The organism is Geobacter sp. OR-1 (assembly GCF_000813145.1).
Classification (GTDB): domain Bacteria; phylum Desulfobacterota; class Desulfuromonadia; order Geobacterales; family DSM-12255; genus Geoanaerobacter.
The window spans coordinates 1-11,642 of sequence record NZ_BAZF01000026.1; the positions used below are offsets into that span (position 1 = coordinate 1).

An 11,642-nucleotide genomic window follows, 5' to 3' on the forward strand; every position below is an offset into this window, starting at 1 on the left:
TTAGTACAAAAACGGCTACCGCCACTGTCCGAAGCCGGGGTGCAAACCATCCGTCGCGCCCACTCCGTCCAACCGGTGACTGCGCTCCAAAGCGAATACTCGCTCTGGTGGCGAGAGCCGGAAGCGGAACTGTTGCCGACTAAGTCATACTTTATATTTGATTTATCTCAGTGCCGTGATATCCTGACATGGCTAGACAGGCTAGCTTGACACGGAGGGCGCATGAAGAGCAATAAAGTTGATCGGTTACCTCATGATCGGGAGTGGCAGCTTCAGGAAGCCAAGAACCGTTTGAGTCAGGTGGTGGATTCTGCCCTGCATAATGGCCCCCAGACAATAACGTTGCGGGGCAAGCCGACAGCCGTGGTTGTTTCTTTCGATGAATATCGCAAGTTGACTCAGCCGCGTACCGGTTTAACGCAGTTTTTCCGGCAATCTCCTCTGTGTGAGGTTGAGCTCGATCTTAGCCGCAGTGCCGATCTCTCCCGCGAGGTGGAGCTGTGAAGTATCTGCTCGATACCTGTCTGATATCCGAACTGGTAAAGAAAGAGCCGAATCCCGGTGTGGTGAGCTGGCTGGACGAGCAGGACGAACAGGCACTGTTTCTAAGCGTACTGAACCTGGGTGAACTGCAGAAGGGGATCAGCAAACTTCCTGACGGTACGAAAAAGGAAGAGCTGCAAGCCTGGATCGGGCTTGATCTGGTCGAACGCTTTACCGGGCGGATTCTTGACATTGATCTGGAAACGGCGCTTTGTTGTGGACGCATTCAGGGCGAGGCAGAGCTGGCAGGACTTAAGCTGCCGGTAATGGATTCGCTCATTGCCGCCACCGCTGCGGCGCATGGGTTGATTGTCGTCACGCGGAATGTCAGGGATATGGAGAAATGCGGGGTGAGGGTTTGTAGTCCGTGGGAATGTGTTAAGTAATGAATTCCAGTAGGAACATAGGGCAGGCGGCTTGTTAATAAAGTAGCCAGCCCCTTTTGTCCCCAATTGAACGAAGGGCGCTGCTTGCGGCGCCCTTTCCTGTTTCCGGCGATTGACGGCAAGTTACATCTGATGTAAGATTTGTCTGGAGGTTATCCGATTATGGAATCGATCAAGCATAGAACCCAGATCTCTCTCGACGACTGGCAGTATCAGACACTGCTGGATCTGTCGCGCAAAACCAAGAAAAGTCTTTCCGCGCTGATCCGCGAGATGATCAGCGAAAAATTCGCCCCCACTCTGGGTGTAGCGGAAAATGATCCGGTCTACTCCATTGTCGGCATCGGCAGCAGCGGTCAAAAACATACGACACGCGATCACGATGTCGTCCTCTACGGGAAGAAGCCGTGAACGGCATTTTTGTCGATACCGGCGCCTGGTATGCCCTGGTTGACAGCGATTATGCCGATCATAAGGCAGCTGCGGCTTTCCTGGCCGCCAACTCGGTGCCGCTCATTACAACCAATTTCATTTTCTCGGAAACAGTCACCCTTATTCGCTATCGAATCGGCCATGATGCCGCGCGCAGTTTCGGGCAAAAGCTGCAGGAGAGCAGTTTCGTCAGGATAATTGCGGTTACGCCCCCCGATGAAGAGCGGGCCTGGGAGACTTTCTGCAAATATCGGGACCAGGATTTCAGCTTCGTGGATTGCACCAGTTTTGCTGTGATGGAGCGCATGAAACTATCTACGGCCTTTGCCTTTGACCGGCATTTTTGGGTGATGAAGTTTGCTGTCGTACCGGAAAAAGCAATTAAGTAAAATGTCCCCGTAATTCCCGGAATTCCGGACGATTGAACAATTTAAGTATCTTATTTTCAAAATTAACCAAATTCGTGAAGTCAGTGAAACACCACAATACTGAATAACCCCTCCGCCTAAACTTTCCGGGGACACCATAGGCGGCCAATCGGCCGCCTATGGTGTTCTGCAAAAGAGCTTACAGACTCTTCCCGATCAGACGAACAAAATCTTCATAGGCCGCGAAACCGGTCAGGCGCTTGCCTTCACACAGGTGAGTCGGCACGGCGGTAATGCGCAGATCCGTGGCTCGCTGCCAGTCGGCATCCACTGCCGCGGCAAAACTCCTCTCCTCCAGCACCGCCCGTGCCTCATCCGCTGGTAGTCCAATGGCGGCGGCGATCCGCACCAACTCGTCAACCAGCGCTATGTTGACCCCAGCCACGAAAAAGGCCCGGTAGACTGCATGGTTGAACTCATTCCCGTGTCCTTGCGCCTCCGCCCATTTCCCCAACTCCTGGGCAAGCCGGCTGTTGTAGGTGCGACTTCGTTCCGTCAGCGGCAAACCCTCTGTCGCGGCAACCTGCAGCAGCCGGGCCTGCATGTCGCGGATCATTGTCTCCCGTCCGGCAAAGAGCTCGGCAAGCTCCCTTCCTTCCGTCGGGGTTTCGGGGTGGAGCGGGAAGGCGGTCCAGCGAAGTTGAAGTCCGTATTCCTGTTGCAGGCGTTCGATACGCACGGTACCGAGATAGCACCAGGGTCAGATGTAATCGAAAAAGACCTCTACCATAGGGGTGCTGCTGTTCATGGTGTTCTCCTCCCGTCAGTTTCTTGGAGCTGCTTGCCTGATGTTTAATAGATTGTACTGCAGATATATTGAGGCACCAAATCGGTACGGATTCGGGGGACATCATACGCAATTCAAAAGGCGGCTAATCGGCCGCCTTTGCTGTTTTCATCATACCCAGAGTGAAATCGCACTTAATCCTTCAGAAGCTGCTGTGCTGACGTCAATGCTGCATTCCGTCCCATCGGGCAATACATCTTTTGGACGGTGGAGCCATAACAGACTCGAAGCATGTACAGTAACTACTGTATGATAAAATAATTGGTAGTTGGTTTTACACTTCATGGTAAAGAACTGAGGACGTCATGAATACGAGGATTTGGGCTGTAAGTATAGCGATTGCGCTTGCTCAACCGGTTCTTTCATTGGCAGCAATGTATACGATCGATAATCCTGCTGACAAGATATCCAATCCAGCCGACAAGATATTCAACCCTGCAACACAGAACAATAATCCGGCAATCAATATATACAATCCAGCGGGGCGGATGGATAACCAGAATCCTTTGTCTCCTCCTACTCAACCTTTTCCTCAACCATCAACAGCCGAAACAACTACAACCGCAAAACCTGCTGGACAGATCTGCGAACCGCCTCAACCAAAGCCTAAACCAACCATTCCAGAAAAACGATACAATTTCAAAACAGCCAAATCATATGTAACAGCTGCAAAAAAAGCCTTTTACCTGGATAAGTACATAGAATTCATTGCCATCACTGAAGATGCCTTGAGAAGGATAAACGACGGTACTCTTAAAGTATCTAAAAAAACTAAGCAAAAGTTGAACAAGTTCAATGAATTCGGATATCGCCTCCTCGAAAAGGACGAAGAATAAAGAGGTGATGCGGTTCATGATCGTCAATGGTTTTGAGATGGTGATCAGGAGAAACAGGATCTGTGGAACGAGGATATTGAGGTGTGACTAATTCCGGATGACCTGTTGGAATACTATCAACTTTGAACAGGATTGGTCAGAGTGTACACATATATCGTGTCCGGTTGGATTTTACTGCCAGTAATTACAATTGGTTATAGCTTGGCACAGGTTAAGCATTAGGAGGTTATAAAAGGAAAATATCGATCAAAGGGGAGGAGTTATGTTACTCACAATAGCAATAATTGGTCTGCTCAGCATGGTGGCGTTGTTGTTTGTAACCACTTCCGACATGAAACCGGTAAGGATCAGGGTTAGCAAGAGAGGGTAGCCAGGGGCAGCTTATGACAGTATTTCATCTCCTCGACACCGGAGAAGCAAGGCCTGCAGCTGTCAACCATCTCGTTTACGGCAGATGCGCTGCTTCGGTAATGAACGACGGCCAGGTCGTATGCGACGACCATCTGTTTGCTCTGGACACCGACAATCCGCCGGCTCCGGGTGAACAAGTGATGATTTGGCGCGATCACGACTATTTCTGCTGCAAGGTCTCGGAATACGAGCAGATCTACCGCCATTAACCCGCAAGATCCATCTTCCGCAGTGAGGCTACGGTTATCAGACTGTAGCCTTTTTGTTTATCAAAAAGCTTTTCTGCTGAACCAGCTGTTGCCAGCCTCAGGCATATGATATAAAAAGATGCTGTAAGCGACAGTTTTCGGTAAATAATCCGCTGCGGGAACCCATGCACGATTTTCTGAAAGAATATCTCGCCTTGCACGGCTACTGGGTCTTGTTTATCTGGACCTTCCTGGAAGGAGAGGCGGGGCTGATCCTGGCCGGTTTTCTCGCCTTCCAGGGGTATATGAACATTGCCGGCGTCATATTCACCGCATTCTGGGGGGCCTTTTTCGGCGACCAGTTCTATTTCTATCTCGGCCGGTGGCAGGGTGTCAGGCTGCTGCGGGCCTTCACCTTTATCGGCCGCAAGTTCCGCAAGGCATTGCGGCTCATCGAGAAATACGGAACCTTTGTCGCCTTCGTCTCCCGTTACACCTATGGATTTCGGATCGTGCTGCCGATAATCCTCGGCATGACCACATTCCCGGGGCTCAAATTCTGCTGGCTGAACATCCTGAGCGCCCTGGCATGGGCGATAATCTTTTCGCTCACCGGTTACCTGTTCGGCAAGGGGGCGTCGCTCGTTGTTGATGACGTGAGCCGGTACGAACATCATCTGATGCTGGTCCTGGCAGGAATCATCGCGGTATTCTGGCTGTCGCACTTTGCCCAGTCCTGGTGGCGGCGGCGACCGGTACGGGCAAGGCTGAACAGGATGAAGGACGCGGGTATAAAGCTGCGTCCGTCCCATAGAAAGGAATAGGAGTGAAGTACGTCGATTTTCTGTCGATAGTTCTGGTGGAACCGCAGAGTCCGGGCAATGTCGGGATGGTCTGCCGGGCAATGAAGAACTTCGGTTTGTCTGACCTGCGTCTGGTCAACCCATGCCCGATTGATCACCCGGAGGCATTGAAATTTGCCGTTTCTGCCAAGGGGATGCTTGCGAGCGCCAGGATATTCGGCACCCTTGAAGAGGCGATAGCTGATTGCCAGCTTTCCGTTGCCACCACACGGCGTCACGGCAAATACCGGCAGGAGATTTTTTCTCCAGGTGAGGTCGTGGCCCGGATCGGCGCCGGAATCCCGGCAAACCGGGCGGCCCTGGTTTTCGGGCGTGAGGACAGCGGCCTGACCACGGATGAAGTGGCGCTCTGCCGCTGGCAGGCAACCATTCCCACCGATGAGTTCGGCTCGCTCAACCTGGCCCAGGCGGTGCTACTGTTCTGTTACGAGCTGCACCAGGGGCTTAGTGCGGCCAAGGTTGCGGATGATGCGCGGCAGCTTGCGCCGCCGGTGGAGATCGAGCCTCTGTATGCCCAGATGCAAGCTACCCTCCTCAAGATCGGTTTCCTGAAGCCCGAGAATCCGTCACACCTGATGCGGAGCTTTCGCCGGATATTTTCCAGGGCCGGGCTGGACAGCCGGGAGGTGGCGGTGCTCCGTGGACTCTTTTCGCAGGTTGACTGGGCCACAGGCGCGTTCCTGGGGAAAAAGGGGAAGTAATGGATGTTACCGTAATCGGCGGCACGGCAGGATTTCTGACCAGCATGGCCGTCATACCGCAGATGATCAAGACCTGGAAGACCCGGCATGCCCGCGACCTGTCGCTCTGGCAGCAGATCATCATTATCGCCGGTCTCTCGCTCTGGCTGATTTACGGGGTGATGCTCGGCGACCTGCCGCTGATTCTGTCCAATTCGTTCACCCTGGTCTGTTACGCCCTGTTGCTGGTCATGAAAATTATTTACGACCGGGGTGACAAATGCCGGATCGATGGTTATCTTAAACAGGTACATTCTCAAAACGGAGGCAACGATGAAAAGATTCCGTAACTATCTACTTATAATGGCAGTCCTGGCGCTTTCCGGATGCGGCTACAACACCATGCAGGCCAACGAAGAGGCGGTGACTGCGGCCTGGGGAGATGTGGAGGCGACGTACCAGCGCCGGGCAGACCTGATCCCCAATCTTGTCGAGGTGGTGAAGGGGTATGCTAAACATGAGGCGGATACCCTGAAGGCGGTCACCGAGGCCAGGGCCAAGGTCGGTTCCATTCAGGCGACCAAGCAGCTGGTCAACGATCCCCAGGCGCTGCAGAAGTTCCAGGCAGCCCAGGGCGAGCTGTCCGGGGCATTGTCGCGGCTGATGGTGGTGGTGGAGAAATATCCGGACCTCAAGGCAAACCAGAATTTCCGGGATCTCCAGAGCCAGCTCGAAGGGACGGAAAACCGGATCAACGTGGCCCGCACCCGTTACAACAAAGCGGTCCAGGAGTTCAATACCAGCATCCGGACTTTCCCCAACAGCCTGACCAACTCCATGATGCTGCATCTGCAGCGGAAGGAGCCGTTTAAGGCAGAGGAGGGGGCGCAGAAGGCACCCCAGGTGAAGTTCTAAACTGGAACGCCACTTTTCCGCAATATCTGCGTAAGTCTTCGGGGCTCCTTGTGCGGCGTAGCGCTGCTACGCCTCCGCGCACCCCCTCGACAGCCTTGATCTTGCGAAAAATTGACGTTCCATGGTGATGAATGCAAAGAAGACTTCTTTATCTGGCAGTTTCGATCTTCTTCCTCATGCAGGGGGTACTTTTTGCCGCCGAGGTTCCTGCGCTCAAGGGGCGGGTGAACGACTATGCCGGGCTGCTCTCGCCGACGGCAGTTCAGGAGATCGATGCCCTGCTTGCCGACCTGGAGCGGAGCGACTCCACCCAGGTCGTGGTTTTGACCGTTCCGACGCTCGACGCAGAGCCGGTGGAGAGCTTTGGGATCAAGGTTGCCGAGGCATGGAAGATCGGCCAGAAGGGGCTGGATAACGGCGCCATCCTGCTGATCGCAAAACAGGAACGGAAAATCAGGATCGAGGTGGGGCGCGGCCTTGAAGGAAAGCTGACCGACCTCCTGGCCGGAAGGATCATCAGGGACGAGATAGCTCCCTACCTGAAACAAGGCGACTTTGACAGCGGCGTAAAGGCAGGCGTTGCCGCGATTGCAAAGGTAGTCCGCGGCGAGTACCAGGCAAAGGACAAGGCGCGCGACCTGCGTACCGCCAAAAAAGGGTTCCACCCCTCGCTGACCCTGATTGTCTTCCTCCTTGTGGCGATCGTTTTTCTTGGGTCCATTTCCCGAATACTCGGTGGAATTGCCGGTGCCGTGGGGCTTCCGCTGGCGGCCTTCCTCAGCTTCTCCGGGATCGGCATACCGGTCCTGCTCGGCCTGGTGGTGGCCGGCTTTGTCCTTGGTCTTATTTTAGTCTCGATTTTTGGCGGCGGTGGCGGTGGCGGTGGTTTCTGGTGGGGCGGTCCTTTTGGTGGCTATGGCGGTGGTGGCTGGGGAGGGTCTGATGGTGGATTCTCCGGCGGCGGTGGGGATTTTGGCGGCGGTGGCGCATCGGGCGACTGGTAAAGCCGCCGCAGCGTTCAAGGGTGAGACGTGAAACAGCGCAGGGGTGAAACCTATTTCAGTGCGACAGAGCTGGAGCGGATCCGCCAGGCAGTGCATGCGGCGGAGCTGAACACCTCCGGCGAGATCGCTACCATGACGATCGCCGAGAGCGACCGCTACCTGGAGGCCGAGGTCGCTGGCTCTCTGTTCCTGGCAGCGTCCGCATCCCTGGTAATTGCGCTTGCAACCCGGCATGTCACAATCTGGTCATATATTCCGATGGCAGTCCTTCTTTATATCCCTTGCTGCATGCTTATCAGAACGTTTCCGCGCCTGAAGCTCCCGTTTGCCGGTAGGCGGCGTGTTGCCGAAGCAGTGCGCCAGCGGGCCGTCAGGGCATTTTACGAGAAAGGGCTGTATCGGACGCGTCACGAAACAGGGATTCTCATCTTCATGTCGCTTCTGGAGCGCAAGGTCTGGATACTGGGCGACCGGGGTATAAATGAACGGATCGACCCGGCATCCTGGGGGGAGATGGCCGGAAGCCTGGCCCGGGGGATTGCGGCAGGCAACGGTTGCGATGCCCTTTGCGAGGTGATCGGCCGGTGCGGTGCCGAGCTGTCCCGCCACTTTCCCCATCAGGCAGACGATGTCAACGAACTGCAGGACGATCTCATCACGGAAGTTCCGAAATAACTTTCTGTTTATCTGCGTCAGAATATCCGGTCGATCATCTCGAAATCGATATCATGCTCCGCATTTGCCTGGATCCAGGCGAGTTTCTCATGGTCTTCCGCCGTGATCTTGGATACATCCTCGGTGAGCGCGGTGAAGGTGTCGGCGGTTGTTTCATGGATACGGATGTAGGGAATGTCGCTCCGGTCGAGGATCTGCTGGCTGATCATCGATACCGGCGCATGGCCGGCGATGACTATGCCCGCTATCTTCTCTCTCCAGGCCGGAATGTTGTAGAGTGAAGACAGGGTAACGATCAGTTCGTCGCGCGAACTGGTGACGATCAACAGCGTCGATTCCAGCAGCCCGTCCACAACTTTTTGCGAAGAGGCCGCGCCGAGCTGGATATGGTGGATGATCCGGTTTCTGACATTGTGGTCACCCTGCAGGGGGAGGTCGAGCAGTTTTGATATGTGGGCCAGGGTGGGGTTGGCCAGGATCGGGGAGTAGTTGAACCCGCCCGACAGCTCCAGCGAATAGTCGAACGCCCTTTTGAGGTATTTCAGCGTGGTGTCCCGTTTTTCGGAGATCAGCTTGTTGGTCATGATCAACCGGACATCGGCCTGCTCGCGCTCGTAAAGAGCCAGGTTGAGCTGGACCGCGTCGATTACGTTACCGATGCCGCTGCCGGTAACGATCATGACCGGGGCATTCACCAGCCTGGCAACATGGGCGTTGCTCAGCCCGATCACGGCCCCGACCCCGCCGTGCCCGGCCCCTTCGATTATCAGCAGATCGTTTTCCCGCTCCAGTTTGGCAACCGCATTGACGATGCTATCGGCAAGCGCTCTACCGTCGATCCTCCCATCCAGGAACTCCCTGGTAAACCCCCTGTTAAGCGGCACCGGGTTCATGAATTCAAGGTCCTGCTCAAGGCCGTAGGTGCGCGCCATCAGGATGGCGTCCATGTCGAGCTTCATGTCGCCGTATCGTTCGATCTTGGGGCCGATCGGTTTGATGAACGCGACTCGTTCATATTTCTTCCTGGCAAGATGCATCAGCGAGATGCTCATGGTGGTTTTACCGCAATTCTGGCCGGTGGCGGCAATGAATATCTTCTTGGCCATGACGTCCCCCAAAGTGTCAAGTATGGAGTAACGATACCGGTAACCGCGGAAAAAGCAAATGGACTATGGAAATTTCAGGATGGGTTGAATGGTGTTGCCGGGAGCGGCAGGCTAAGCCCGTTGAGGTCCATTCCGTATAACCGGGCATAGATTGCGGCCGATGTGAGGACCTTTTTTACATAATCACGCGTTTCACCATAAGGAATCTGCTCGATGAATTCATCGGCAGGAAGGGTGCCGAACCTTTGCAGCCAGCGGTTTACCGTGCCGCCGCCGGCATTGTATGAAGCAATGACCGCTACGATGTTGGTATTGTACTGGGTGATAAGGTCTTTCATATGCCTGGTGCCGAAACCGATGTTAAGCTCCGGTTCTTTCAGCCGCTCCAAGGGGAGGGTTTTTCTGCCGGCGCCTTCGAGCATTGCCGCAGTAGAAGGCATCAGCTGCATGAGCCCTACCGCACCGGCCGGGGAAACCGCTGCCGGAGAAAAGCTGCTTTCAGCCTTGATAACTGCGTATACGAGCGCCAGGGGGAGATTGTTGCTGCCGGCATGTTTGGCCGCCGACTCTTGGAAAGGGCGCGGGAACTGTAACGCCAGGGTCTGGCGCAGGTCTTTGGCGGCGAATTTCCCAGGATCGCGGCCGACCAGATTGTAAGCGCCGTTATAATCTTCCATTTCCAGATAAAGTCGGGCGATCCCCAGAAGCTTTACAACATCGGTTGTTTTGGCCTTCGCAATGGTCAGTTCTTTTCTGGCCTCTTCGTAAAGTCCGAAGGTAATCAATGCCTTGATTCGATCGTTATTTACTGGGAGTGGCAGGGTTTCAAGGGTGTCGCCGGTTATTGCCGGCAGCTTTGCTTTGTCGGGGTGGCCCGGGTCCCGGTTTTCATCACCACCGGTGTTGGCAAGAGCGTAAAAACTCATCGGAAAGTCGCGCAGCAGAGTGGCATAGGCTGCCTGTGCCCCCTGTCCGTCTCCGGACAGTGCCCTGACCCGGGAGAGCCAGTAAAGGGCGCGGTCCCTGTTCGGATCGCATTCGGCCAGTTTGGCGAAATAGTATCCGGCGGTCTGCAGGTCGCGAAGCTTGTATCCGCTCCACCCTGCCTCCCACCATGCCTGTTTTTTAAGGTTTGAATCAGGATACTCCTTCAGCAGCCTCTGTAACAGGGAGAGGGTTTCACTCCACTGCTGATCCGATTTTGTTATCAGAGCCGCCTCAAGGATGGCATTGTCCGCTTCATTTGCTTTGGGCCAGCGGTCCGGCACCTGGAGGAAAGTCTTGACCGCCTCTTCGTGCCGGTCGCATTTGTCCCGGCACCGGGCAATCCAGTAGACTGCCTCCGCTGCCTGGGCCGGATTCTTGGTTGTGGCAGCGGTTTTGGCAAAGATATCCTCGGCGTCCCGGTAATTGCGGCTGCGGTAAACCGCCTGGCCGTATTTCAGATCCAAACGGTTGATGAATTCCTTGCTCTGCCCGCTGCGGGGAATATCCTTAAACGCGGTTACCGCCTGGGAATACTTCTTCAGGTCGAGCAGGGTCGAGGCGCGGCGGAACAGCTCTTCGCCTGTGTATGTCTCTGGCGGCGATCCGGCAGCCGTGAGTCGCTTCAGGTCATCTTTCGCCGCTGCGGCCTGGGTCGAGGCCGGGCTTGTCAGCCAGAGAGTTCTGAGTATTTTTGCCGCGGATGCCGGTTCGCCGAGTGCTTCACGGCACAGTGCGATCCGGTACTGGGCGTTGAGGGCATCGCTCCCGGACGGATAGGTTTCAATGAACTTCTGGTACGCCGAAGTTGCTGCCTTGAAGTTATTCTGTTCATAAAGGGTATCGGCTAAAAGGATCATAGCCTGCCGTTTTACCGGCGTGTCCGGGTAGAGCTTCAGCAGCTCCTGCAGCGGTATCAGGGCATCGTCATATCTCTTCAGGGCGTTCAGGGACCGGGCCTGGAAATAGAGCGCATAATCGGCAAGGATCGGAAAACTCTTTGCCGCTGCCTGGAGATGATTGCTTGCCTCTTCCCACTCTTTTGCTCGGTATGAAGCGACGCCGGCGATAAAATCCCTTGCCCCTCCGGCAGGGGCGGCCTTGGCAAGTCTGGCGGCTCCGGTATAATCCTTGGAGCGGAGCAGATCGGCGGCAGGGGCGACTGTGTCCGCCGGCAGCGGGAAAAGCCGGGACTTCATCCCGGATGCCGGTACGGAAAGGAACAGGAGTAAGAGTAAAGATGCAACAGTAATAAAACGAAACACGGAGGAACTTCCAAATGAAGGTATTTATGAGCCCGGGCTCAGTGACTGAACGCTCGCCGGGGTGAGTAGATAGTAGCCATATGGGGTTCCAAATGCAAAAGGTTTTTCGTGACGGTTTGACAGTAAAGGTATTGTCAGG

At 55.0% G+C, this 11,642-nt stretch carries 14 protein-coding genes and 1 pseudogene; 12 read left to right on the forward strand and 3 right to left on the reverse strand.

Annotated features, from left to right (window positions below; all coding sequences use genetic code 11):
• Window positions 1–222 precede the first annotated feature (222 nt).
• From OR1_RS18550 to OR1_RS18565, 4 genes are all read left to right on the forward strand, one after another.
• Complete coding sequence (locus OR1_RS18550; protein ID WP_041974193.1) at window positions 223–504, forward strand: type II toxin-antitoxin system Phd/YefM family antitoxin; 282 nt, start codon at window positions 223–225, stop codon at window positions 502–504.
• Window positions 501–929, forward strand: coding sequence for a type II toxin-antitoxin system VapC family toxin (locus OR1_RS18555; protein ID WP_041974197.1), 429 nt, complete (start codon window positions 501–503; stop codon window positions 927–929). Before OR1_RS18550 ends, OR1_RS18555 begins: the two co-directional genes overlap by 4 nt.
• 162 nt (window positions 930–1,091) lie before the next feature.
• The gene (locus tag OR1_RS18560; RefSeq protein WP_041974200.1) at window positions 1,092–1,340 is read left to right on the forward strand and encodes a ribbon-helix-helix domain-containing protein; all 249 of its coding nucleotides are present in this window, start codon (window positions 1,092–1,094) and stop codon (window positions 1,338–1,340) included.
• Window positions 1,337–1,750 carry a type II toxin-antitoxin system VapC family toxin gene (locus tag OR1_RS18565; protein WP_041974203.1) on the forward strand — a complete coding sequence of 138 codons (414 nt, stop codon included), beginning with the start codon at window positions 1,337–1,339 and terminating at the stop codon, window positions 1,748–1,750. Before OR1_RS18560 ends, OR1_RS18565 begins: the two co-directional genes overlap by 4 nt.
• A gap of 178 nt (window positions 1,751–1,928) precedes the next feature.
• On the opposite strand, the pseudogene OR1_RS18570 reads toward OR1_RS18565, so the two are convergent.
• Window positions 1,929–2,477, reverse strand: a pseudogene (locus OR1_RS18570) (DsbA family protein); the annotation flags it as partial.
• A 404-nt stretch (window positions 2,478–2,881) separates the two neighbouring features.
• On the opposite strand from OR1_RS18570, the gene OR1_RS18575 reads away from it, so the two are divergent.
• The 8 genes from OR1_RS18575 to OR1_RS18610 all read left to right on the forward strand — a co-directional run bounded on the left by OR1_RS18575 (window position 2,882) and on the right by OR1_RS18610 (window position 8,148).
• Window positions 2,882–3,412, forward strand: a complete 531-nt coding sequence (locus OR1_RS18575; protein ID WP_041974205.1) for a hypothetical protein — start codon at window positions 2,882–2,884, stop codon at window positions 3,410–3,412.
• 383 nt (window positions 3,413–3,795) lie between these two features.
• A complete protein-coding gene (locus tag OR1_RS18580) occupies window positions 3,796–4,032 on the forward strand; it encodes a hypothetical protein (protein ID WP_041974207.1) in 237 nt (78 codons plus the stop codon).
• A 164-nt stretch (window positions 4,033–4,196) separates the two neighbouring features.
• Window positions 4,197–4,835, forward strand: a complete 639-nt coding sequence (locus OR1_RS18585; RefSeq protein ID WP_041974209.1) for a DedA family protein — start codon at window positions 4,197–4,199, stop codon at window positions 4,833–4,835.
• 2 nt (window positions 4,836–4,837) lie between these two features.
• A complete protein-coding gene (locus OR1_RS18590) occupies window positions 4,838–5,575 on the forward strand; it encodes an RNA methyltransferase (RefSeq protein WP_237754355.1) in 738 nt (245 codons plus the stop codon).
• Window positions 5,575–5,904 (forward strand): SemiSWEET family sugar transporter, encoded by a 330-nt coding sequence (locus tag OR1_RS18595; RefSeq protein ID WP_082003038.1) that lies wholly within the window; start codon window positions 5,575–5,577, stop codon window positions 5,902–5,904. Before OR1_RS18590 ends, OR1_RS18595 begins: the two co-directional genes overlap by 1 nt.
• The gene (locus OR1_RS18600) at window positions 5,888–6,469 is read left to right on the forward strand and encodes a LemA family protein (protein WP_041974213.1); all 582 of its coding nucleotides are present in this window, start codon (window positions 5,888–5,890) and stop codon (window positions 6,467–6,469) included. The genes OR1_RS18595 and OR1_RS18600 overlap by 17 nt, the downstream gene beginning before the upstream one ends.
• Window positions 6,470–6,600: 131 nt before the next feature.
• Window positions 6,601–7,473 carry a YgcG family protein gene (locus OR1_RS18605; RefSeq protein ID WP_041974215.1) on the forward strand — a complete coding sequence of 291 codons (873 nt, stop codon included), beginning with the start codon at window positions 6,601–6,603 and terminating at the stop codon, window positions 7,471–7,473.
• A 27-nt stretch (window positions 7,474–7,500) separates the two neighbouring features.
• Window positions 7,501–8,148 carry a TPM domain-containing protein gene (locus OR1_RS18610; RefSeq protein WP_041974217.1) on the forward strand — a complete coding sequence of 216 codons (648 nt, stop codon included), beginning with the start codon at window positions 7,501–7,503 and terminating at the stop codon, window positions 8,146–8,148.
• A gap of 17 nt (window positions 8,149–8,165) precedes the next feature.
• Here the strand turns inward: OR1_RS18610 and OR1_RS18615 are convergent, their stop codons facing one another.
• Window positions 8,166–9,254: an AAA family ATPase gene (locus OR1_RS18615; RefSeq protein ID WP_041974219.1), complete on the reverse strand. Its 1,089-nt coding sequence runs from the start codon at window positions 9,252–9,254 to the stop codon at window positions 8,166–8,168.
• A 74-nt stretch (window positions 9,255–9,328) separates the two neighbouring features.
• Window positions 9,329–11,503, reverse strand: coding sequence for a transglycosylase SLT domain-containing protein (locus OR1_RS18620; protein WP_152609973.1), 2,175 nt, complete (start codon window positions 11,501–11,503; stop codon window positions 9,329–9,331).
• Between the last annotated feature and the right edge of the window lie 139 nt (window positions 11,504–11,642).